The organism is Mycobacterium conspicuum, from assembly GCF_010730195.1.
Lineage (GTDB): Bacteria > Actinomycetota > Actinomycetes > Mycobacteriales > Mycobacteriaceae > Mycobacterium > Mycobacterium conspicuum.
The window spans coordinates 1,108,450-1,130,910 of sequence record NZ_AP022613.1; the positions used below are offsets into that span (position 1 = coordinate 1,108,450).

The 22,461-nt window shown below is 67.6% G+C and carries 20 protein-coding genes; 9 read left to right on the forward strand and 11 right to left on the reverse strand.

The window, feature by feature from the left end; translation table 11 throughout:
- Position 1: 1 nt before the first annotated feature.
- Both G6N66_RS05315 and G6N66_RS05320 read left to right on the forward strand, forming a co-directional pair.
- Positions 2-982: a TIGR03617 family F420-dependent LLM class oxidoreductase gene (locus tag G6N66_RS05315; RefSeq protein ID WP_085231942.1), complete on the forward strand. Its 981-nt coding sequence runs from the start codon at positions 2-4 to the stop codon at positions 980-982.
- 16 nt (positions 983-998) lie between these two features.
- Complete coding sequence (locus tag G6N66_RS05320; RefSeq protein ID WP_085231941.1) at positions 999-2,369, forward strand: LLM class flavin-dependent oxidoreductase; 1,371 nt, start codon at positions 999-1,001, stop codon at positions 2,367-2,369.
- 32 nt (positions 2,370-2,401) lie between these two features.
- On the opposite strand, the gene G6N66_RS05325 is transcribed toward G6N66_RS05320, so the two are convergent.
- Both G6N66_RS05325 and G6N66_RS05330 read right to left on the reverse strand, forming a co-directional pair.
- Positions 2,402-3,526 carry a hypothetical protein gene (locus G6N66_RS05325; RefSeq protein ID WP_085231940.1) on the reverse strand — a complete coding sequence of 375 codons (1,125 nt, stop codon included), beginning with the start codon at positions 3,524-3,526 and terminating at the stop codon, positions 2,402-2,404.
- Positions 3,526-4,662, reverse strand: coding sequence for a phosphotransferase family protein (locus G6N66_RS05330; protein ID WP_085231939.1), 1,137 nt, complete (start codon positions 4,660-4,662; stop codon positions 3,526-3,528). Before G6N66_RS05330 ends, G6N66_RS05325 begins: the two co-directional genes overlap by 1 nt.
- Positions 4,663-4,706: 44 nt before the next feature.
- Here G6N66_RS05330 and G6N66_RS05335 point away from each other — a divergent pair, with 44 nt between their 5' ends.
- Both G6N66_RS05335 and G6N66_RS05340 read left to right on the forward strand, forming a co-directional pair.
- Complete coding sequence (locus tag G6N66_RS05335; protein WP_085231938.1) at positions 4,707-5,309, forward strand: TetR/AcrR family transcriptional regulator; 603 nt, start codon at positions 4,707-4,709, stop codon at positions 5,307-5,309.
- Positions 5,306-6,175, forward strand: coding sequence for an SDR family NAD(P)-dependent oxidoreductase (locus G6N66_RS05340; protein WP_085231937.1), 870 nt, complete (start codon positions 5,306-5,308; stop codon positions 6,173-6,175). Before G6N66_RS05335 ends, G6N66_RS05340 begins: the two co-directional genes overlap by 4 nt.
- On the opposite strand, the gene G6N66_RS05345 is transcribed toward G6N66_RS05340, so the two are convergent.
- Complete coding sequence (locus tag G6N66_RS05345; protein ID WP_163645784.1) at positions 6,172-7,527, reverse strand: 13E12 repeat family protein; 1,356 nt, start codon at positions 7,525-7,527, stop codon at positions 6,172-6,174. The two genes, G6N66_RS05340 and G6N66_RS05345, sit on opposite strands and share 4 nt — an antisense overlap.
- Positions 7,528-7,662: 135 nt before the next feature.
- Here G6N66_RS05345 and G6N66_RS05350 point away from each other — a divergent pair, with 135 nt between their 5' ends.
- From G6N66_RS05350 to G6N66_RS05370, 5 genes are read left to right on the forward strand one after another with little or no spacing between them, the layout of a single operon-like run.
- Positions 7,663-8,601, forward strand: a complete 939-nt coding sequence (locus tag G6N66_RS05350; RefSeq protein ID WP_085234156.1) for a DUF4129 domain-containing protein — start codon at positions 7,663-7,665, stop codon at positions 8,599-8,601.
- Complete coding sequence (locus tag G6N66_RS05355) at positions 8,598-9,080, forward strand: hypothetical protein (RefSeq protein ID WP_085234105.1); 483 nt, start codon at positions 8,598-8,600, stop codon at positions 9,078-9,080. Before G6N66_RS05350 ends, G6N66_RS05355 begins: the two co-directional genes overlap by 4 nt.
- A gap of 37 nt (positions 9,081-9,117) precedes the next feature.
- Positions 9,118-10,068, forward strand: a complete 951-nt coding sequence (locus G6N66_RS05360) for an AAA family ATPase (RefSeq protein WP_085234157.1) — start codon at positions 9,118-9,120, stop codon at positions 10,066-10,068.
- Positions 10,069-10,077: 9 nt separating this feature from the next.
- A complete protein-coding gene (locus tag G6N66_RS05365) occupies positions 10,078-11,340 on the forward strand; it encodes a DUF58 domain-containing protein (protein WP_085234106.1) in 1,263 nt (420 codons plus the stop codon).
- A gap of 1 nt (position 11,341) precedes the next feature.
- Positions 11,342-11,779, forward strand: coding sequence for a hypothetical protein (locus tag G6N66_RS05370; RefSeq protein ID WP_085234107.1), 438 nt, complete (start codon positions 11,342-11,344; stop codon positions 11,777-11,779).
- A gap of 302 nt (positions 11,780-12,081) precedes the next feature.
- Here the strand turns inward: G6N66_RS05370 and nuoN are convergent, their stop codons facing one another.
- From nuoN to G6N66_RS05410, 8 genes are read right to left on the reverse strand one after another with little or no spacing between them, the layout of a single operon-like run.
- Complete coding sequence (nuoN, locus tag G6N66_RS05375) at positions 12,082-13,662, reverse strand: NADH-quinone oxidoreductase subunit NuoN (protein ID WP_085234108.1); 1,581 nt, start codon at positions 13,660-13,662, stop codon at positions 12,082-12,084.
- The gene (locus G6N66_RS05380; RefSeq protein ID WP_085234158.1) at positions 13,659-15,236 is read right to left on the reverse strand and encodes an NADH-quinone oxidoreductase subunit M; all 1,578 of its coding nucleotides are present in this window, start codon (positions 15,234-15,236) and stop codon (positions 13,659-13,661) included. The genes nuoN and G6N66_RS05380 overlap by 4 nt, the downstream gene beginning before the upstream one ends.
- A complete protein-coding gene (gene nuoL / locus G6N66_RS05385; protein ID WP_085234109.1) occupies positions 15,233-17,122 on the reverse strand; it encodes an NADH-quinone oxidoreductase subunit L in 1,890 nt (629 codons plus the stop codon). Before nuoL ends, G6N66_RS05380 begins: the two co-directional genes overlap by 4 nt.
- A gap of 10 nt (positions 17,123-17,132) precedes the next feature.
- A complete protein-coding gene (gene nuoK, locus G6N66_RS05390) occupies positions 17,133-17,432 on the reverse strand; it encodes an NADH-quinone oxidoreductase subunit NuoK (protein ID WP_044510267.1) in 300 nt (99 codons plus the stop codon).
- Positions 17,429-18,214, reverse strand: coding sequence for an NADH-quinone oxidoreductase subunit J (locus tag G6N66_RS05395; RefSeq protein ID WP_372515871.1), 786 nt, complete (start codon positions 18,212-18,214; stop codon positions 17,429-17,431). Before G6N66_RS05395 ends, nuoK begins: the two co-directional genes overlap by 4 nt.
- Positions 18,215-18,216: 2 nt before the next feature.
- Positions 18,217-18,795 (reverse strand): NADH-quinone oxidoreductase subunit NuoI, encoded by a 579-nt coding sequence (nuoI, locus tag G6N66_RS05400; RefSeq protein WP_372515868.1) that lies wholly within the window; start codon positions 18,793-18,795, stop codon positions 18,217-18,219.
- Positions 18,767-20,017, reverse strand: a complete 1,251-nt coding sequence (gene nuoH / locus G6N66_RS05405) for an NADH-quinone oxidoreductase subunit NuoH (protein ID WP_085234112.1) — start codon at positions 20,015-20,017, stop codon at positions 18,767-18,769. Before nuoH ends, nuoI begins: the two co-directional genes overlap by 29 nt.
- Positions 20,011-22,455, reverse strand: a complete 2,445-nt coding sequence (locus G6N66_RS05410) for an NADH-quinone oxidoreductase subunit G (protein ID WP_085234113.1) — start codon at positions 22,453-22,455, stop codon at positions 20,011-20,013. Before G6N66_RS05410 ends, nuoH begins: the two co-directional genes overlap by 7 nt.
- Between the last annotated feature and the right edge of the window lie 6 nt (positions 22,456-22,461).

Genomic DNA, 22,461 nt, shown 5'->3' on the forward strand with positions numbered 1-22,461 from the left:
CCTGTACGGGCTCACCGATGCCGCCGAGCGTGCGCGCGAGTTGCGCGACGCCGGCGCCAGTGGCGTTGCCACCTTCGAGGGACCGCACGACGTCTTCGCTCCGCTGACCGTGGCCGCCACGGTGGGCGGTCTCGGTCTGATGACCAATGTGGCAATCGCGTTCCCGCGCAACCCGATACACCTGGCGCATCAGGCCAACGACCATCAGCTGCTCAGCGGCGGCCGGTTCATCTTGGGCCTGGGCACGCAGGTTCGCGCGCAGATCGAGAAACGGTTCGGTGCCCAATTCGACCATCCGGTCGAGCGGATGACCGAGCTCGTCGCCGCGTTGCGCGCAATTTTCCAGGCCTGGAGCAGCGGGGAACGGCTGGACTTTCGCGGCGAGTACTACCGGCACACGCTGATGACACCGACCTTCAACCCCGGCCCCAACCCGCACGGTCCGCCACCGATCTATGTCGGTGCCCTGGGGCCGAGGCTGACCCGGGCCACCGCCGAGCACGCCGACGGCCTGCTGGTGATGCCGTTCGGTTCGAAGCGGTTCCTGCATCACCACACCATGCCGGCGGTGCGCGAAGGGCTGCGGGCCGGCGGCCGGCGGGCCGAGGAGTTCGCCATCATGCCCGAGATCATCGTGTCGGCCGGCGAAACCGACGCCGAGCGCGAACAGGCCGACGCGGGCACGCGGCGGCTGTTGGCCTTCTACGGGTCGACCCCGGCCTACCGTCCGGTGCTGGCCGCGCACGGCTGGGAGGATCTGCAGCCCGAACTCAATGCCATGTCCAAGCAGGGCCGCTGGCAGGAGATGGCCTCGCTCATCGACGACGAGATGATGCACACCATCGCCGCCTGTGGCACCCCGAAGGAGATCGCCGCGCACATCCGTGACCGCATCGACGGCGTCTCCGACACCGTGTGCCTGTATCAGGCGGCGCCGATCGGGCTGGAAACGCTGGCTGCGATCGTCGACGAATTGCGCTGAGCCGCAAGCAAAGAGCATGAGCAGGATCTACCTCAACGCCTTCGACATGGCCTGCGTCGGGCACCAGTCGGCGGGCCTGTGGCGGCATCCCGACGATCACGGCTACCGCTACCGCGAACTCGGGTATTGGACCGAGCTGGCCCGGCTGCTGGAAGCCGGCGGCTTCGATGCGCTGTTCTTGGCCGACGTGCTCGGGGTCTACGACGTGTACGGCGGCTCGCGCGACGCGGCGGTGGCCGATGCCGCGCAGATCCCGGTCAACGACCCGACGATGGCGGTTTCGGCGATGGCCGCGGTGACCGAGACCCTGGGGTTCGGGATCACGCTGTCGCTAACCTACGAGCAGCCCTACGCGCTGGCACGCCGGCTCTCGACGCTGGATCACCTCACCGGCGGCCGGGTGGCGTGGAACATCGTCACGTCCTATTTAGACAGTGCCGCGCGCAATCTCGGCCTGGATGCCCAGATCCCACACGACCAGCGCTACGAGATCGCCGACGAGTATCTCGAGGTGTGCTACAAGCTGTGGGAGGCGTCCTGGGAACCCGACGCGGTGGTGCGCGACGCGGCCAGGGGCGTGTTCACCGACCCGGCCAAGGTGCATGACATCGGGCACAAAGGCCGCTACTTCTCGGTGCCGGGTCCGTTCCTGTGCGAACCGTCACCGCAGCGCACCCCGGTGCTGTTTCAGGCCGGCGCCTCGCCGCGCGGCGTCCGGTTCGCGGCGGCACACGCCGAGGCGGCCTTCATCTCCGGCCCCTCGGCGCAGATCGTGCGTGGCCCGGTGCGGGCCCTGCGGACGGCGGCCGCCGAGCTGGGCCGCGATCCGCGGTCCATCAAGGTCTTCACCATGGTCACCCCGGTGGTGGCCGAAACCCATGAACAGGCCGTCGCGAAGCTGGCCGAATATCGCCAATTCGTCAGCACCACAGGAGCTTTGGCGCTCTTCGGCGGATGGACCGGGGTGGACCTGGCCGAGCTCGGTGACCACGATCCGCTGCGCTACGTCGAGACCGACGCCAACCGGTCCGCGCTGGCCTCATTCACCACCGGCGAACGCACCTGGACCGCAAGGGAATTGGCCGAAGAGATCGGCATCGGCGGTCGGGGACCGGTGCTGGTGGGTTCGCCCATCGAGGTGGCCGACGAACTCGAGCGCTGGGTCGACGAAGCCGACGTCGACGGGTTCAATCTGGCCTACGTGACGACGCCGGGCACCTTCGCCGACTTCGCCAAATTCGTTGTGCCCGAACTGCGCAGGCGTGGGCGGGTGCCAGAGCGGGTACCGCGTGCCACGTTGCGGGAACGGCTGGGTGGCGCCGGACCGCTGCTGCCGGCCGACCATCCCGGCGCGCGCTTCAGGCTGGGTCGATGGCCCGACTCCTAGCTCGCGCCGTGCCGGCGCTCGCCGTCGTCGGGCTAAGGCGCGACCGTTAGCCAGTCCTTGAAGCCCGACGGGTCGTGGCGGCCCAGCGCGCCGTGCTCGTACAGGCCCCAGCCCTCCACCGGCTCCGCGTCGCCGTCGCGGCACAGGGCGCGCCCGACATGGTCGATGACGCCGAAGCCGGACCGCCCGATGATCGCCGGGTCGGTCATGTCGTAGGTCAGCCGCTCGACGAACTTCTCGCCCTTCCACATGCCGTGCAGCCAATCCGAATCGCCGCCGTATCCGCCACCGACGTGGATCGGCACCGGCAGCTTGGACTCCACGTCGAAGTGCACCGGTGTGCCGTCGGGAGCGGTGGCGTCGATCGTGGCGCCGGTGGGAATCCGGGTGCCGGACCGGTAGTGGATCTTGACCCGCGGCCAGCCCAGCTGCTCGACGCGGCCGTCGCGCCATACCCGGGTGCAGTCGTTGAGCGAGCGGAACCCGTCCGGCTCCTCCTGGATGATCAGGACAATGGCGAAGTCCCGGAACGCGATCGGCACATACAGCCACCACATGCCCTCGAACGGCGGGTCGGCGGGCCGGCCCGCGGGCTCGGGCTCGCCGATCGGGCGGATGCCCCACGACCGGTCGCGACTGCCGATCCAGATCGCGGGATCGACGGTGATTTCCTCGCCGTCGATCGAGATGCGGCCGCTCCAGCTGCCCAGCTGGGCGAACCGCTGCGCGTCCAGCGTCACCCGGTTGCCGGACCGCATCAGGTGGGGTTGCTCCTGCACGACGTCGAACAGGCCTTCCCAGGTGAGATCGACTGCGATGCCCTCGGTTTCGTCGAGGATCAGCCGAAGCTTGCGAAGCGGATCGACGACCTCGATGCGGTAGCTCATCACGTTCTGGTTGAGGCGGTCCTGGTCGATCGCGTCCGATACGTGCACCGCGGTCTGGGTGTCCCCACGCCGGATGAGCACATACGCGTCCTTCACGCCGAGATTGGGGTAATAACCGATGCCGCTGATCAAAAAGATGTTCCCGGTCCGGTCGTGGGCGTTGAAATAGGAGCGATCATAGAAGTTGCGGTCCGAGGATCCGGCCCACGCGATCGGCTGGGGAACCTGGTGTACCGGGTACTCATCGAGCGGGCCCAGATGATGCGGCATCAGTTGTCCTCTCCGATAAGACGTTTCATCAATCCCGCGTGGTAGAACAGCGACTCCACGTCATCGGGCTTCTCGACCTCGCCGAAGTGCACCCGTCGCGCACCGGTACGCATGAAAACGCATGCCCACATCACGCCCGAGTAGACGTAAAACCAACGTAGGTCGCCAATTTCGACTCCGCTGAGTCGTTGGTAGGTGGCGCGCACGTCCTCCTCGCGCATGACGTCGGGCAATCCGGGTAGTCCAGCCAGGCCGGTGAGTTCCTGAAAGACCATGTGCGCGTAGATCATCCAGGCGACGTCGAGCTCACGTGGCCCGAGTGCAACCATCTCCCAGTCCAGCACCGCCACCGGCGCGAAGTCGCGGTACAGCACGTTGCCCACGCGGGCGTCACCCCAGAGCAGCACCGGCTCGCGGGCGGCGGCCTCGGTCGGCCAATTGTCTTGCAGCCACGTCAAAGTCCGCTCGATCAGCGGCGAGCGGCCGATGTCGGGCACCGCGAAGTCATACCAGGATTTGGCCCAGTTGAAGTTTTTGCGCAGTGCGCTATCGCCGGACTGGCCGTCGGCGAGAAAGCCGAATGTCTTCTCCGCGTTGGGTATCGAGTGCAGCTTGGCCAGTACCTCGACGGTGGCGTCCTGCAGTTGGCGCTGTTGTTCGACCGGGGCATCGGCGAACCAGTTGCCGCCGAACGTATAGGGCATCACGTCGGGCGGCACCACACCGTCGACGTAGTCCATCACGAAGAAGGGGGTGCCCAGCACCTCGCCGGTGGTCTCGATCCAGCGCACCCGGGGGACGGGCACGTCGGTGAGTTCGGCGACCTTTCGGATCACCTCGAATTGATGGTCGAGGCGGTAGGTGGGGAAGACTTGCACGTCCTCGGCGGTGGGCGCCACCCGGGCGACGAGCTTCTGTTCGATCGGCTGCCCGTCCTGCTGCCAGCGAGCGGTCAAGATGATCGTCTCCGACGACATGCCGGTCGAGTCCACGCCGCTCTCGACGGTGACCTCTGGTATCGCCCCGCCGGGCAGTTGGGTCGACAACCATTTCGACATGACCGCCGGCAGGGTGGTGACGTCGCGACTAGAGCGTTGAAGTTTCTCGACATTGTCGAGCGTTGGTTCACTGGCCACACGTGCCTCCTTCTCGAGGCAATTACGATACGGTAGGTAGCGTTATGAAAGCAGACCCACCCACCCTTGACAAGGCCCCCGGTGCCGGGCGGCCCCGGGATCCGCGGATCGACTCGGCCATCCTGTCGGCGACCGCGGAACTGCTTGTGGAGATCGGCTATTCGAACCTCAGCCTGGCCGCCGTCGCCGAGCGAGCCGGAACCACCAAATCCGCGCTGTACCGCCGGTGGTCGAGCAAGGCCGAGCTGGTTCACGAGGCGGCGTTCCCGGTGGCGCCCAGCGCGCTGGAGGCTCCCGCCGGCGACTTCGCCGCGGACATCCGGATGATGATCGAGGCTACCCGCGACGTGTTCACCACCCCGGTGGTGCGCGCCGCGCTGCCCGGCTTGGTGGCCGACATGACGGCCGACCCGGAGCTCAATGCGCGGGTGATGTCTCGATTCGCCGAACTGTTCGCCGCGGTGGGGGAGCGGCTGCGGGAGGCCGTCGACCGCGGACAAGCCCACCCCGACGTGGACCCGGACCGCTTGCTCGAGGTGATCGGAGGAGCGACCATGCTGCGGATGCTGCTGCGCCCGGACGAAAAGCTCGACGACGCGTGGGTGGATCAGACCACCGCGATCGTCGTGCACGGGGTCACGCGGTGAGTGGCCGGCTTGCGGACCGGGTCGCGATCGTCACCGGAGCCAGCCGCGGCCTGGGCCGCGCGATCGCGTTGGCGCTGGCGGCCGAGGGCGCGGCGGTGGCCGTCGTCGGGCGCACCGAACAGGTGTGGAACGACCGGTTGCCCGGGACCATCGGCGAGACGGTCGCCGATATCGAGGCGGCCGGCGGGCGCGCGGTCGCAGTGCGCGCCGATCTGACCGACCGCGACGATGTCGCCCGCTTGGTTTCGGAGGCGCGAGATTCCTTGGGCCCCATCGCAATCCTGATCAACAATGCGGCGTTCACCGCGCCCGGCCGGCCGCCGGTGCCCGGTGCCGAACGACCCGCTAAGCCGCAGAAGCCGCCCGGCGCCGCCAAGCCCGGCTGGCCGGGCTTCGTCAGCACGCCACTGGCCGCCTACCGCCGGCATTTCGAGATCGCGGTGTTCGCGGCCTACGAACTGATGCAGCTGGTGTGCCCGGACATGATCGCCGCCGGGGGTGGTTCGGTCATCAACATCACGTCGGTGGCATCGCGGTTGCCCGGCGACGGCCCCTACGCCGACCGCAGCGGCGGGGTGCTGCCCGGGTATGGCGGCTCAAAGGCCGCCCTCGAGCATCTCACCCAGTGCGCCGCGTTCGATCTTGCCGACCACAACATCGCGGTGAACGCGCTGTCGCCGTCGAAACCGATCCTCACCCCGGGCCTGGCGTACTACGCCCGCGAGTTCGACGAGACCGCCTCCGCGGAGGAGTTCGCCGCGGCGGCGGTGCGGCTGGCGCTGGTGGACCCGGGCGCGGTCACCGGGCGCACCATCGGTCATCTCGAGGTACTCGACGGCAGCTTTCGGCCGTTCACACTCGGCTAGGGGTCGGGGTCGTCGCGGAGGAGTTCGTCGGGGTGGTGGGCGTGGTTGATTTGGGGTGGTTCGTTGCCGGTGGTCCAGCCGAGGCGTCCGGTGTTGGTGATTTGGGTGTGCAGGTCGCCGCGGCTGGTGGCGGCGTGGTCGCAGCCGCAGGCGAAGAAGAGTTTGTCGGCGTCGGTGCGGCCGCCGTGTGCCCAGTCTGGGCAGTGGTGGACTTCGCAGCGGTAGCCGGGCACCAGGCAGTTGGGTCGGGTGCAGCCGCGGTCGCGGGCATGGCAGATGAGTCGTTGGTCGGCGGTGGCGAGGCGTTTTTGCCGGCCCAGGTACAGCGGGCGTTGGGTGTGGTCGTCGAAGACCGCTAGGTAGTGAATCGCGCTGGCGGCCATGCGGATCAGATCGGGCATGGGTAGCCGCGAGCCGCCGCCGGTGCGCGCGGGTGCGGGCATGGCGATGGTGGGGTCGGCGACGGCGTGGGCGGCTTGGTTGAGCTCGGCCATGGTGGTGGTGACCACCACAGTCACCGGGTGGCCGCGGTGCACACCGAGCTGCCCGGAGGCGATGGCGTGGTGCATGCCGAGTTTGAAGGCGTCGTGGCAGCGTTGTGCGGGGGTGCGCTGGTCGCGCTCGGTGTCGTCGGGTTGGTGGCGGCCGGGCCGTACGGCGGCCTCGACGGCTTCGAAGTAGGCGCGGGCTTCGGGGTCGATCCATCCGCTGATCCGCGACATGTCATCGGGGCCTTGCGGGCCCAAATGCAAGCCGCGGCGGCGGGCGCGGTCGGCGTCGGTGAACACACCGTCGGGGTTGAGGTAGTCGGCGATGCGCTGGCCGAGTCGTTCGACGACTTTGGCGTCCACGCGGCCAGCGTGTTCGACCAGGCGGCGCTCGGCGTTGGCCACCTCGGCGGGCGCCACGCTGGCCGGCAGCACATCCAGGGCGCGGCACACAACCCGGATGTGGTCCTCGCCGACGTCGCCGGCCTGCACGGCGGCGGCCAGCTCGGGCAGCGGCGCGGGCAGCGGCGGACCGGTCAGCGAGCGCCGCGGTCGAATGCGCGCGGCCAGCTTAAACCGGCGCGTGATCTCCCCCGGAGTGATCCGCAGCCGCGCCCACAACGTGTCCCGTACTGCCGGCACGAACCCGGTCTCGTCGGGCGGATCGGCGATCTCGGCGAAGATCCGATACATCAGACCGCGGTTAACCCGCTCCTGAGTCTCCAGCCGCTCGGCTACCTGCACGCGGAACGAACTGCCGACCAGATCCGAAGACGTCTCCCGCAGCGCATCGTGGGCGGCGTCGATCGCATCCAGGGCAGCAGCCATCCGCTCTCGTGCCGCTGCGCCGCTGACAAAGCCCATGCCCCAAACACTATCGAACATACGTTCGCACACAACAGGCACGCCCGCCCATCTGTGGATGAACGGCCGACTGTGGATAAGGCGCCTCCGACGTGCCAGTATGAAAAAAGCCGATGCCGGGCAGGTGTGCCGATGATGGACAAGCCGACGGGACGCGTCGTCGCCCTGATCGTGCTGCTGATCGCCGCCGCCGCCGCCCTGCGCGGCTACCTTCCCGCCCAGGCCCATGCGCCGCTCTCGTCCGCGGGTGGCAACCGGGCCGCAATGATGTTCGTGATCGCGGCCCTGGCCGGGACGCTCGCCCTGATGACCGTCGCGATCATCGCGCGCCTGCGCGACCCGCGTGCGGTGGCGCCCACCACCTTCGATGTATCCGACATGCTCGGTGGCGGCCGGGGTCGGCCGAGCTGGCGGGTGCTGTTGATCGGGTTCGCGGTGATCGCGGCCTGGTTGGTGATCGCGATGCTGCTGGCGCACCTATTCGTGCCGCACGAGGTTGCGCCGGCGCCGCCGCCGTCCCAATCGGCTACGACGGCGCCGCCGCATCCCACCGTCCCGGCGCCGACGCCCCACCCGCACAACGATCCCGGGGACATGATCGGAGTCCTGCTTGCGAGCGCGGTCCCGCTGCTGCTGATCATCGTCGCGGCGGCGGTGATCAATACCAGGCGGCGGTTTGGCCGCCCGGCGCAGGGCATCAGCACCGGTGAGGGCGTCGCGGGGCAGGCGCCCGCCCAACATCCGGAGTTACTTGTCCGCGCAGCGGAAGTCGGGCTCGCGGAAATTGCCGACCTCAGCCGCGAACCGCGGGAGGCGATCATCGCCTGTTACGCGGCGATGGAACGTGAACTCGCCAACGTGCCGGGGGCGGCCCCCCAGGACTTCGATACGCCCACCGAGGTGCTGGCCCGTGCGGTGCATCGCCATGCGCTGCATGCCGATAACGCCGTTCAGCTGGTGAACCTGTTCGAGGAGGCGCGGTTTAGCCCGCACGTCATGAACGAGGGACATCGTCAGGTGGCGGTGCGCGTGCTGCAACTTGTCCTCGACGAACTCGCGGTGAGCGTGCCATGAAAAGGCTTGTCGCGCTGGGTATTTCCCTCATCGTTGGCACCGAACTGTTGGCACTGATACTGCATGACCGACGCGTCGTGCTCGCGGCGTCGGGTGCCGCCGCGGCGTTGGTGCTGCTCAATATTCGTCGTTTCCTCGGACATGGGATGCAGTCCGCGGCCGAGCCGGACCCCGAAGATCTGGGGGATGCGCTGCGCCGCTGGCTGATCACCACCGAAACGACGATCCGGTGGTCCGACTCCACGCGGGCGGACTGGGACCGGCATCTGCGTCCCTTGCTGGCACGACGGTTCGAACTCGCCACCGGGCACGGGCAGGCCAAGGACCCGAAGACCTTTCATGCCAGCGGTCAAATGCTTTTCGGTCCCGAGCTATGGGATTGGGTCAACCCCAACAATGTTGCGCGCACCGGCGGCCACGAACCCGGTCCCGGGCGGGTGAAGTTCGAGGAAATCCTGCAAAGGTTGGAAGAGGTATGAGCGGAGGGAACAGCCCGAGATGACTTTGCCGGCCGCGATGCCCGCTGCAACGACCACCGCCCACTGCGAGGCCGTGCTCGACGAGATCGAACGCGCCGTGGTGGGGAAGCGCTCCGCGCTCACACTGATCCTCACCGCCGTGCTGGCGCGGGGCCACGTGCTCATCGAAGATCTGCCCGGCCTCGGCAAGACGCTGATCGCGCGGTCGTTTGCCGCCGCGTTGGGTCTTGAGTTCACCCGGGTCCAGTTCACGCCCGATCTGCTGCCGGCGGACCTGCTCGGTTCGACCGTCTACGACATGCAGTCGGGCCGTTTCGCGTTCCGGCGAGGACCCATCTTCACCAACCTGCTGCTCGCGGACGAGATCAACCGCACGCCGCCGAAGACGCAGGCGGCGTTGCTGGAGGCGATGGCCGAAGGGCAGGTGAGCATCGACGGCGAAACGCACAAGCTGCCCAAGCCTTTCGTCGTCCTGGCCACCGACAACCCGATCGAGTACGAGGGGACCTATCCGTTACCCGAGGCGCAGCTGGATCGGTTCGCGATCCGGCTGGAACTGCGATACCTCTCCGAGAGCGACGAGACCTTGATGCTGCGCCGCCGCCTGGAGCGCGGATCGGGCGAGCCGACGGTGAATCAAGTGGTGGACGCGCACGACCTGCTGGCGATGCGCGAGTCGGTCGAGCAGGTCACGGTGCACGACGACGTGCTGAACTACGTGGTGTCGCTGGCCACCGCTACCCGCCATCACCCGCAGGTCGCCGTCGGCGCCAGCCCGCGAGCCGAACTCGACTTGGTTCAGCTCGCCCGCGCGCGTGCCCTGCTACTCGGCCGGGACTATGTGGTCCCCGAAGACGTCAAGGCGCTCGCCGTTCCCGCTGTCGCCCACCGGATTACGTTGCGTCCGGAGATGTGGGTGCGAAAGATTCAGGGTGCCGATGTCGTCGGCGAGCTGTTGCGTCGCCTGCCCGTGCCCCGAACCGGGTAAGGGTCCGGCGTGATCGAAACCCACGAAGCCGAGGTGCGTTGGAGCGCATCACCCCTGACCCGGACGTTGGCTACCTGCGTGGGCGTGGCGCTGGCCGTCGCGGTGATCGGTGCGCGGTGGCAACTAATCGCGTTCGCGGCTCCGCTGCTCGGCGTGCTGTGCTCGATCAGCTGGCAGCGCCCGGTACCCAAGATCCTGGTGCATGCGGAACCCGATTCGCAGCGATGCTTCGAAGGCGAACAGGTCAGGGTGAGGGTGTGGGTCACCCTGGCGGGCGAGGCGAGCGGCACGGCGGCGGTGCGGCTCGACATCGAGGTCGTCGAGGGAATGCAGATCGAACTTCTAAATACCCAACCCGGACCGGCCAAAGCCGTTGCGGTGGTGGCACACCGGTGGGGCCGATACCCAATCCGGGCGCGCACGGAAGTGACGGCACGCGGTGGGCTGCTGGCCGGGACGGCGACCGTCGACACGGCGACGGTGATCGTGTTTCCGTTGACGCCGCCGCAGGCGACATCGCTGCCGCAGACCGAATTGCTCGACCGCCTGGGCGCCCATCTCACCCGGCATACCGGCCCGGGTGTCGAATACGCCGACATTCGGCCCTACGTGCCGGGCGATCAACTTCGGGCGGTGAACTGGCCGGTGAGCGCCCGCCGCGGCCGACTGCACGTGACGCAGCGGCTGACCGACCGGGCCGCCGACGTGATCGTGTTGATCGACACCTATCAGCAGCCCCCGGGACCGGCGACAGAGGCCACCGAACGGATCGTGCGGGGCGCCGCGCAGGTGGTGCAGACCGCGCTGCGCAACGGTGACCGTGCGGGCATGGTCGCCCTCGGCGGCAACCGGCCGCGATGGTTGGGCGCCGACATCGGGCAGCGCCAGTTCTATCGCGTGCTCGACACCGTGCTCGGCGCTGGTGATCAATTCGAAAGCACCACAGGAACACTGGCGCCACGCGCGGCCGTTCCCCCGGGAGCGATCGTCATCGCGTTCTCCACCCTGCTGGATACGGAGTTCGCACTGGCCCTGATCGACCTCCGCAAACGCGGTCACGTCGTGGTCGCCGTCGACATTCTCGACAGCTCCCCATTCGACGGCGAGCAGGATCCCCTGGTGGATCGGATGTGGGCGCTGCAGCGGTCGGCCATGTATCGCGACATGGCCACCATCGGGGTGGACGTCATTTCCTGGCAGGGGGATCGCGGCTTGGAACAGTCGATGGGCGTGCTGCCCAACCGCGGCCGCCGGGTACGGGGACGCCGATAGCATGGCAGCGCTCGGTCGACTCGGAAACCGGTTTCTCGCAACGGTATTCGGATTCGCCATGGTGGGCTCGGCCGCCGTCGGAACACATGGACCGGCGGTGGCCGCCGCCGGGGTCGCTGCGGTCGCGGTGGGCGTGGGCATCGCCCTCAGGCCGATCGCGACGCTTGCCGTGCTGCTGTCGGTATTCACCATCGTGCTGGCCGACCCGTCGCATCTGCTCGCGGCCCTCTCGGGGCTGTGCGCGGCCGGCTACCTGGTGTCCCAATATGCCCATACTGTAATCGCCGACTGGCCAACGATTCTCGCGGCCGTCGGGTTCGGTTTCGCCGGTCTGGTCGCGACCTCGTTCCCGCTGCAGCTGCCGTGGCTGCCGTTGGCGGCCCCGCTGGCCGTCGTGGCGATCTACGTCGTGGCCACCCGCCCGTTCGTGGGTCGCTGAATTCCAAACTTCGTTGTAAAAAAATCGATTCATGCCACGCGAAGCGATCAGCTGTGGCTAGACTCCGAATCTGCGGGGTGATGGCGTTTCGGGCACGCACGGTCCCGGGGGAAAAGTATGTGTCGTGTCGATTTGTCATGCCTAGGGGAGGGACGCTCCGTCAGAAGTTCCCACGAGGCCGACATCGTACAGGCATCGTCGAATTCTCCTGAACCGCCCACAGATTCGGCGTCGGCGGCTGTTGCCCGAACAGCCGCCGACGTCGTCCACTTCATGAGCGCGGGCCGCGAACCGCGGCTGGTCTAATGCAGCAGCTGGGCGGCGTGGTCGGCCAGGTCGAGCACCGGCTGCGGCAGGATGCCCAGCTCCAGGGTGACCACGGCGCACACCGCGATGGCGGTCTTGCTCAGCGTGCTGGGCGCCACCACCTGAGGTGTGGCGTCGGATGCCTCGTTGAAGAACATCGACACGATCACCCGCACGTAGAAGTAGGCCGCCACCGCGCTGGAGATCACACCGATGATGACCAGTGGCACCGCGCCGCCCTGCGCGGCGGCCTTGAACACGGAGAACTTGCTGATGAATCCACTGGTCAGCGGGATGCCGGCAAAAGCCAGCAGAAACATCGAAAGCATCACGCCCACAATGGGAGAGCGTTGACCGAGCCCGGCCCAGTGGGACAGGGTGGCGTCCTCCTCACCGTCGGTGTTGCGGACCAGGCCGACGATGGCGAACGCGCCGACCGTGCTGAAGCTGTAGGCGACCAGGTAGAACAGCGTCGCCGCCAGGCCCGCCGCGTTGTCGGCGATGACACCGGTGAGGATGAAGCCCACGTGGGCGACCGAAGAATACGCCAGCATCCGCTTGACGTCGGTCTGATTGACCGCGGTGATGGTGCCGACCGCCATGGTCAGGATCGCGATCGCCCACAGCACCGGTCGCCATTGCTCATGCAGCGGCGGCAGCGCGACGTAGACCACGCGCAGCAGTGCCCCGAACGCCGCGACCTTGGTGGCCGCCGCCATGAAGCCGGTGACCGGCGTCGGTGCGCCCTGATAGACGTCGGGAATCCAGGAGTGGAACGGCACCGCGCCGACCTTGAACAGCAGTCCGACCGACAGCAGCGCCACGCCGACCAACGCCATCGAGGTGTCGCCGTGCGCAGCCAACGCATCCCGGACACCGGTCAGGGTCAGCGTCCCGGTCGCGCCGTACAGCAACGCGACGCCGTAAAGGAAGAACGCCGACGAGAACGCGCCCAGCAGAAAGTATTTCATCGCCGATTCCTGCGACAGCAGCCTGCGATGCCGGGCCAGCCCGCACATCAGATAGAGCGGAAGCGACAGGACCTCCAGCGCGACGAACATCGTCAACAGGTCGTTGGATGCGGGGAAAACCATCATCCCGCCGACGGACAGCATGGCCAGCGGGAAGAGCTCGGTCTGCGCCGCTCCCGCCCGCTGCGCCTCGCGTTCGGCGTCGCTGTCGGGCACCGCGGAGGCCTGCGGGGTAAACGAATCCAATCCCCCCGAACTGGCCACGGCCGCAGCGACTTTGGCGTTGGCGGTGTGCGTGCGCTCGGCCATGAAGATGACGGCCATGACGGTGACCAGCAGCAGGGTTCCCTGCAGGAACAGGGCAGGTCGATCGATGGCCACGGCGCCCAGCACCGCTTGACGACCCGAAGCGGGAAGCGCCCGCCAGACCTCGATGACCGCGATGAACGCCGCGATCGATCCGCCCAACGCCAGGCTGACCTGCGCGCCGTAGCGGGCGGAACGCGGCACGAAGGCCTCGACCAGCACGCCCACCACCGCGACGGAAAAGACGATCAGGATGGGGCACAGCAGGAAGTACTCGACGCTCGGGGTCGGCAGGGTCATCGGTGCGGTCCTTCGGCTGTCCGGGGAATTCCGACCGGTACCCGTGGCGCGGGATCATGCTGGCCGGTGGTAGTCATGGTGTGGTCCACCGCGGGGTTGATGACCTCCAGCAGCGGTTTGGGGTAGACGCCCAGAATCAACAACAGCGCGATAAGCGGCGCCACCACAATCAATTCGCGTGCCTTCAGGTCGACGATGCCCTCACTGCGCTTGGCCACTGGGCCGGTCATCATCCGCTGGTAGAGCCACAGCATGTAGATCGCCGCGAGCACCAGAGCGGTGGCACCGAACGCCGCGGCCAACCAGTAGCGGTTGAAAGTGCCCAGCAGGACCAGGAATTCGCTGACGAAGGGCGCGAGGCCGGGCAGCGAGAGCGTCGCCATCGACGAGACCAGGAAGGTGCCCGCCAGGATGGGCGCCACCTTTTGCACGCCGCCGTAGTCGGCGATGGACCGGCTGCCGCCCCGGGCGATCAGGAATCCCGCGATCAGGAAGACGGCCGCCGTGGACAGGCCGTGGTTGAGCATGTAGAGCGTCGAACCGCTTTGGCCCTGCGTGGTCATCACGAAGATGCCCGCGATGATGAACCCGAAGTGCGAGATCGAGGTGTAGGCGATCAGGCGCATCATGTCGGTCTGGCCGATCGCCACGATCGCGCCGTAGATCACGCCGATGATCGCCAGCGTCACGATCAGCGGGCGGAAATACGTTGAGGCGTCGGGAAACAGCTGCAGGCAATAGCGCAGCATGCCGAAGGTGCCGACCTTGTCCATCACCGCGGTGATCAACACCGCGGTCGCCGGGGTCGCCTCGACGCACGCGTCGGGTAGCCAGCGGTGCAGCGGCCACAGCGGAGCCTTGATCGCGAACGCGAACATGAAGCCCAAGAACAGCGCCTTGAACACCGCGGGGTCCACACCGGCGAACCGGCCCGTCGCGATGCCGGTCACAATTTCGCGGAAGTCGAACGTGCCCGAGCCGTGCTGTGCCGTCACCACGTACAGCCCGATCACCGCGGCCAGCATGATCAGGCCGCCGAACAGGTTGTACAGCAGGAACTTCACCGCGGCGCGAGACCGGCGCGAGCCCTTGCCGAAGCCGCCGATGAGGAAGTACATCGGGATCAGCATGGCCTCGAAGAACACGTAGAACAGCAGCACGTCCAGCGCGATCACCGAGATCAGCACCATCGACTCGATGGCCAGCGTCAAGGCCACGTAGGCCTGCACGCCCCGGTTGTCGCGTTCGCCGCCGTCGTTCCAGCCGGCCACCAGCAGCAGCGGGATCAGCACGGCGGTCAGCAGCACCAGGATCACCGCGATGCCGTCCACGCCCAGCGTGTAGCCGGCGCCGAAAGCCGGTATCCACCGGTGGGATTCGACGAATTGGTAGGTGGCGCCGTGTTTGTCGAAGCCGACCGTGACGGCGATCGCCACCGCGAGCGTCAGCACGCTGGCCACCAGACCGGTCCACTTGGCCAGCTGCCGCTGCGACGGGGGCAGCAGGATGATCAGCAGCGACGCGGCCAACGGCACCAGCCACAGCACGCTGAGCCAGGGCAGGTGGGAATTCACCACAGCTTCACCGCCAGGATCGCGGCGGCCACCAGGGCCGCACCGGTCAGCATGGACAGCGCATAGTTGCGCACGAAGCCGGTTTCCATCTCCCGCAGCCGATTCGAGGTCCGGCTCACCAGCGCTGCCAGCGCGTTGACCGAGCCGTCCACCCCGGCGTTGTCGACTTCGACCAGCGCGTCGGTCAGTTCGGCGCCCGAGCGCATGAACACCTCCTCGTTGAAGGCATCGCCGTACAGGTCGTTGCGGGCCGCCGTCGTCAGCACCGAGACCCGAACCGGGGCCACGCTTGGGATTTCCGCCTTGCCGCCGTACATCCGGTAGGCCACCAGGACGCCGACGGCGACGACAGCCAGGGCCACGGCGCTGACCGCCCCCGCAGGGATGCCGTGAGCCGCTTCCTCCCGAACTCCGACGACGGGCTCGAGCCAGCGTGGCAGGGAGTCACCGAAGGTGAACAGGAAGCCGGAGAACACCGAACCGAAGGCCAGCAGGATCATCGGCCAGGTCATCAGGGCGGGTGCCTCGTGCGGGTGACTGCCCGGGGCCCAACGCTTTTCGCCGAAGAAGGTCATCAGCATCACCCGCGTCATGTAGAACGCGGTGATGCCCGCACCCAGCAGCGCGGCGCCGCCCAGCACGTAACCTTGGGTGCCGCCGGAGCCCAGCGCCGCCTCGATGATGGCGTCCTTGGAGAAGAAGCCGGCGAACGGCCACACCCCGATGATCGCCAGGTAGCCGAGCCCGAACGTGACGAACGTGATCGGCAGGGCCTTGCGCAGTCCGCCGTAGCGGCGCATGTTCTGCTCTTCGTGCATGGCGTGGATGATCGAGCCGGACCCGAGGAACAGCCCGGCCTTGAAGAAGCCGTGCGTCAACAGGTGCATGATCGCGAACGCGTAGCCGGCCGGGCCCAACCCGGCGGCCAGCACCATGTAGCCGATCTGGCTCATGGTCGACGCCGCCAGTGCGCGTTTGATGTCGTCCTTGGCGCAGCCGATGAACGCCCCGAACAGCAGCGTGACGGCGCCGACGATGACCACGCCCAGTCGCGCATCGGGCGACAGGTTGTAGAGCGAGTTGGAGCGCACGATCAGATAGACGCCGGCGGTCACCATGGTGGCGGCGTGGATCAGGGCGGACACCGGCGTGGGGCCCTCCATGGCGTCACCCAGCCAGGCCTGCAGTGGGACCTGCGCGGACTTGGCGCACGCGCCCATCAGCAGCAGCAACCCGATCGCGGTCAGGGCACCCTGGTCGGCGCCGGGTGCGGCGGAAAACACCCCGGAGTAGGACAGCGTGCCGAAGTTGGCGAACATGACGAACATGCCGACGGCGAGGCCCGCGTCGCCGACGCGGTTCATCACGAAGGCCTTCTTGGCGGCCGTCGCCGCCGTCGGCTTGTGATACCAGAAACCGATCAGCAGGTAGGAGGCCAGGCCGACGCCCTCCCAACCGACGTAGAGCACCAGGTAGTTGTCGGCGAGCACCAACAGCAGCATCGAGGCCAGGAACAGGTTGAGGTAGCCGAAAAAGCGGCGCCGGTCGGTGTCTTCGGCCATGTAGGCGACCGAGTAGATGTGGATGAGCGACCCGACGCCGGAGATCAACAGCACGAAGCAGATCGACAGTTGGTCGATCTGCAAGCCGAAGTCGACCTGTAGCTGGTTGACCGGCACCCAGCTGAACAAGGTCTGGTGGATGGTGCGGTCGCCGCCGCTGCGGCCGAGCAGGTCGGACAGCAGTGCGGCGCCCACCCCGAACGCCCCCAGCGCGGCGGCACAACCCAGCCAATGACCCCATGGGTCGGTGCGCCGGCCGCCGAACAGCAAGATGGCGGCACCCGCCAGTGGCAGCGCGACCAATAGCCAGCTGTATTGAGTCATGTTGGCGTTTCTAGCCTTTGAGTAGATTCGCGTCGTCGACGGACGCCGATTTGCGGGCACGGAAAATCGTCATGATGATGGCCAGGCCGATGACGACCTCGCACGCGGCCACCACCATGGTGAAGAACGCGATCATCTGGCCGTCCAGGTGGCCGTGCAGGCGCGCGAAGGTGACGAAGGCCAGGTTGACGGCGTTGAGCATCAGCTCGACGCACATGAACATGACGATGGCGTTGCGCCGCAACAGCACGCCGGCGGCCCCGATGGTGAACAGCAGGGCCGAAAGGTACAGGTAATTGGCCGGATTCATGACTCGCCGCTTTCGAGTGCTCCTGAGACAGGCTGGGGGGAGGGGAGTGCCTTGCCGTCGGAGCCGCGGCTGCGCAGAATCCGCGACACCGACACCTGCGAGTAGGACCCGTCGGGCAGCATCGCCGCCACGTCGACCGCGTTGTGGCGGGCATAGACACCCGGGCTGGGCAACGGGGTCGGATGGCCGCCCGGGCGGAAGCGCTCCTCGGACAGCTCCCGCTGCGTCTTGCGGCGCTCAAAGCGTTCCCGATGGGCCAGCACCATCGCTCCGACGGCGGCGGTGATCAGCAGCGCGCTGGTCAACTCGAACGCCCACAGGTACCGAGAGAAGATCAGGGCCGCCAAACCCTCGACGTTGCCGTTGGAGTTGGCGTTGGTCAGCCCGACGAAGCCTCCGGTCGCCGCGTTGCCGATGGCGGCGATCAGCAGGATGCCGAAGCCGATGCCGGTGATCACCGCGGCGGCCCGCTGGCCGCGCAGCGTTTCCTTCAGCGACTCCGCCGAATCCACGCCGATCAGCATCAGCACGAACAAGAACAGCATCATCACCGCGCCGGTGTACACCACGACCTGAACGACACCCAAGAACACCGCGTCCTCGATCATGTAGAACACCGCGAGGATGATCATCGTCATCGCCAGGAACATCGCCGAGTACACGGCGTTGACCGCCAGCACCACACCGATCGCGCCGATCACCGCCAGCGTGCCCAGCAGCCAGAACGTGGTTGCCTCACCCGTGGAGGTGCGCACGATGGCATCCGAGGCCAGACTGATCACGGTCACTGCGGCTCTCCCGCGTTTTGCTTGTGGCGCAGGCCATTCGCGGTCACGTTGCCCTGGTAGTAGTCCTTATCGGTGGCGCCCTCCGCCCGCGGATGCGGCGGCGCGAGCATGCCCTGCAGCAGCGGCGCGAGCAGGCGGTCCTTTTCGTAGATGAGGTCGGCGCGGTTGTCGTCGGCCAGCTCGTAGTCGTTGGTCATCGTCAGCGCCCGGGTCGGGCAGGCCTCGATGCACAAGCCGCAACCGATGCAACGCAGATAGTTGATCTGGTAAACCCGGCCGTAGCGTTCCCCCGGCGAAAACCGCGCCTCGTCGGTGTTGTCCGCGCCCTCGACGTAGATCGCGTCGGCCGGGCAGGACCACGCGCACAGCTCGCAGCCGATGCACTTCTCCAGGCCGTCGGGGTACCGGTTGAGCTGATGACGGCCGTGGTAGCGCGGCTTCACCGGGCCCGGCTTCTCCGGGTACTCCTCGGTGACCCTCTTCTTGAACATCGAAGCGAAGGTCACGCCGAATCCTGCTACGGCGGCCAAGGAATTTGAAAGGAAATTAGCCACGCACCTTCTCCTTGCTCGCACCCACTGGCAGCGGCGGTGTCGGGAATGCCGGCTCAATGCTCTTCAGGCCGCCGGCGCGCTCCTGCTTGCGCCGTTCCTTCGCCAACGCGCGAATGCTGGGCGCGGTGAACGGTTTTCGCAGCGTCAGCACCAGCGCCACGGCGAAGACAAGGCTGCTGACCACCAGCACCGGGGTCCAATGCTGGAAGCCCTGGTTGCTCGCCGAGCGGATGACCGCCGCGATCAACACCCACAGCAGCGACGCGGGGATCAGCAGCTTCCATCCCAGCCCCATGAACTGGTCGTAGCGCAGCCGGGGCAGGCTGGCGCGCAGCCACATGTAGATGAACATGAAGGTCCACATCTTGGCGGTGAACCAGAGCACCGGCCACCAGCCGGTGTTGGCGCCCTCCCACATGTTGAGCGGCCACGGAGCATGCCAGCCGCCGAAGAACAGCACCGTGGCCAGCGAGGAAACCGTCATCATGTTCACGTACTCGGCCAGCATGAACATCGCGAACTTCAGCGACGAGTACTCGGTGTGGAAGCCCGCGACGAGTTCGCCCTCGGCCTCGGGCAAATCGAATGGGGCCCGGTTGGTTTCGCCGACCATCGAGATCAGGTAGATCACGAACGACGGCAGCAGCAGGAACACGTACCAAACCCGGTCCTGGGCGGCGACGATCGACGAGGTCGACATCGAGCCGGCGTAGAGGAACACGGTCGCGAACGACAGTCCCATCGCGACCTCGTACGAGATGACTTGGGCGGTGGACCGCACGCCGCCGAGCAGCGGGTAAGTGGAGCCGGACGCCCAACCGCCGAGCACGATCCCATACACCCCGATCGCCGAGAGCCCCAGGATGAACAGCACCGCGACCGGCAGGTCGGTCAGCTGCAACGGTGTGCGGTGGCCGAACACCGACACCTCGGGACCGAACGGGATGAACGCGAACGCGGTGAACGCGGGGATCGTCGAGAAGACCGGGGCCGCAAAGTAAACGAACTTGTCGATGCCGGCGGGGGTGATGCTTTCCTTGAGCGCCAGCTTGATTCCGTCGGCCAGGCTCTGCAGGACGCCCCACGGCCCCGCCCGGTTGGGGCCGGGCCGCCGCTGCATATACCCGAGGATCTTGCGCTCGAGCAGGATCGCGAGCAGCACGTTGAGCATCAAGAACACGAAGATGGCCAGGGCCTTGCCCAGTACCAACCACCACGGGTCGTGTCCGAAGCCGTTTAGCACGAGCCCACTCCGATCTTTACCAAGCTGCCGATCGTGACGCCCAGCTGCCGGTGCACCGCCGAACCCGGCGAGTTCAGCGGCAGCCACACCACCTTGTCGGGCATGTCGGTGATGTTCAGCGGCAAGGTGATTGAGCCGCGCGCGGTGCTGACCGTGACGTCGTCCCCGTCGGCGGCGCCGATTTCGGCCGCGGTGCCCGACGAGAGTCGGACCACGGGCTTGCGTGCGGTGCCGGCCAGATGCGGTTCGCCGTCCTGGCCGCGGCCCGCGTCGAGCAGCATCCGCCAGCCCGCCAACACGGCCTCACCCGAACCGGGTTCGGGTGGCTGCGCGGCCGGAACCTGAGGACCCGCGGCCCGGTCGCCGTCCCAGGTGCCCAGCCAGGACAGCTCCTCGCGGGCCTCCTCGACCGTGGAACAGCCCAAGTAGACACCCATTTCGTCGGCCAACGTGTCGAGCACCTGGTGATCCGATTGGCGGGCGTACTGCATGCTGCCGTGCAGGGCGGCCCCGAATCCGCGGTAGCGGCCCTCCCAGTTGACGAAGGCGCCGGCCTTGTGGGTGGTCGGCGCGACGGGGAACACCACATCGGCGCGTTCGGTGACGGCACTGTGCCGCAGCTCGAGGCTCACCACGAACCCGGCGGCGTCCAGGGCGGTCAACACCGCGTCGGGATCGGCGAAGTCGTCGGGTTCGATACCGCCGACTAGCAGTGCCCCCAGGCTCCCGTCGGTGGCGCCGGCCAGGATGCCGTCGACGTCGCGGCCACTGGCAGTGGGGATCTCGTCGACGTGCCAGCCGGCACAAACCTGGGCGCGCGCGGCTTCGTCGGCGAGTGGGCGGCCGCCGGGCAGCAACCCGGGCAGCGCGCCGGCTTCCAGTGCGCCGCGCTCCCCGGCGCGGCGCGGCACCCAGGCCAGCCGCGCCCCGGTGGCGTCGGCGAGCCTCGCCGCGGCGGACAATCCGCCCGGCGCGGTGGCCAGCCGTTCCCCGACCATGATGACCGCGCCGGGGGTGGACAGTAGCTTTCGGAGGTCACCCGAGCTTTCGCCGGTGGCCAGCCCGTCCAGCGTCGAAGCTTCAGCGCCCGGAACGGTTTTCAGCAATCGGCCGGACATTTTCTGCAGCGCGCGGGTGGCGAACGGGGCGACCGCGTAGACCGGCAGACCGCGCTTGCGCGCCGCCTTACGCAGCCGCAGAAACACGATGGGCGACTCTTCCTCGGGCTCGAACCCGACCAGCAGCACCACCGGGGCCGATTCCAGGTCGGCGTAGCTGACGGTCACCGGTCGGCCCGCGATTCGGTTCGTCAGGAACTCGGTCTCCTCGCCGGAGTGGGGGCGGGCCCGGAAGTCGATGTCGTTGGTGTCCAACACGATTCGCGCAAACTTGGCGTACGCGTAGGCGTCTTCCCAGGTGACCCGGCCGCCGACCAGCACGCCCGTACGGCCGCGGGCGGCCTCTAGGCCGGCGATCGCCACGGCGATCGCGTGTGCCCACGACGCGGGCTGCAGTGTTCCTGCCGCGTCCCGAACCAGCGGGGTGGTGAGCACGTCGGGCTGGGTCGCGTAATTGAAGGCCCAGCGGCCCTTGTCGCAGTTCCACTCCTCGTTGACTTCCGGGTCGTCGCCGGCCAGGCGGCGCAGCACCTTGCCGCGGCGGTGGTCGGTGCGCTGCGCGCACCCGGATGCGCAGTGTTCGCACGCGCTGGGGCTGGAGACCAGGTCGAAGGGACGGGCACGGAACCGGTAGGCGGTTCCCGTCAGCGCGCCGACCGGGCAGATCTGCACGGTGTTGCCCGAAAAGTACGACTCGAAGGGCTCGTTGGCGTAGATGCCGACCTGTTGCAGCGCGCCCCGCTCCTGCATGTCGATGAACGGATCGCCGGCGATCTGCTCGGAGAACCGCGTGCAGCGGGCGCACAGGATGCAGCGTTCGCGGTCCAGCAGCACCTGCGCCGAGATGTTGATCGGCTTGGCGAACGTGCGCTTGACGTCCTGGAAGCGCGAGTCGGCGCGGCCGTTGGACATCGCCTGGTTCTGCAGCGGGCATTCGCCGCCCTTGTCGCACATCGGGCAGTCCAGCGGATGGTTGATCAGCAGCAGCTCCATCACACCGTGCTGGGCCTTGTCGGCGGCCGGCGAAGTCACCTGGGTACGCACCACCATGTCGTCGGTGGCAACGGTGGTGCACGATGCCAGTGGTTTGCGTTGCCCCTCGACCTCGACCAGGCACTGCCGGCAGGCGCCGACCGGATCGAGCAGCGGATGGTCGCAGAACCGCGGGATCTGGATGCCCATCAACTCGGCCGCACGAATCACCAGAGTTCCCTTGGGAACGCTGATTTCGGCGCCGTCGATGGTCAGTGTCACCATCTCCGGCGGACGCGCGCCGTCGTCCTTGGCGCCGCCGGTTTCGGTCTTGGCCGCACTAGTCACTGGGCT

Bases quoted from the DNA above. Each gene is read 5' to 3' on its own strand.
- G6N66_RS05320 (WP_085231941.1), top strand. From the start codon at position 999: ATGAGCAGGATCTACCTCAACGCCTTCGACATGGCCTGCGTCGGGCAC.
- G6N66_RS05325 (WP_085231940.1), bottom strand. From the start codon at position 3,526: ATGCCGCATCATCTGGGCCCGCTCGATGAGTACCCGGTACACCAGGTT.
- G6N66_RS05335 (WP_085231938.1), top strand. From the start codon at position 4,707: ATGAAAGCAGACCCACCCACCCTTGACAAGGCCCCCGGTGCCGGGCGG.
- G6N66_RS05345 (WP_163645784.1), bottom strand. From the start codon at position 7,527: ATGGGCTTTGTCAGCGGCGCAGCGGCACGAGAGCGGATGGCTGCTGCC.
- G6N66_RS05350 (WP_085234156.1), top strand. From the start codon at position 7,663: ATGGACAAGCCGACGGGACGCGTCGTCGCCCTGATCGTGCTGCTGATC.
- G6N66_RS05355 (WP_085234105.1), top strand. From the start codon at position 8,598: ATGAAAAGGCTTGTCGCGCTGGGTATTTCCCTCATCGTTGGCACCGAA.
- G6N66_RS05360 (WP_085234157.1), top strand. From the start codon at position 9,118: ATGCCCGCTGCAACGACCACCGCCCACTGCGAGGCCGTGCTCGACGAG.
- G6N66_RS05370 (WP_085234107.1), top strand. From the start codon at position 11,342: ATGGCAGCGCTCGGTCGACTCGGAAACCGGTTTCTCGCAACGGTATTC.
- nuoN (WP_085234108.1), bottom strand. From the start codon at position 13,662: ATGACCCTGCCGACCCCGAGCGTCGAGTACTTCCTGCTGTGCCCCATC.
- nuoL (WP_085234109.1), bottom strand. From the start codon at position 17,122: ATGACTCAATACAGCTGGCTATTGGTCGCGCTGCCACTGGCGGGTGCC.
- nuoK (WP_044510267.1), bottom strand. From the start codon at position 17,432: ATGAATCCGGCCAATTACCTGTACCTTTCGGCCCTGCTGTTCACCATC.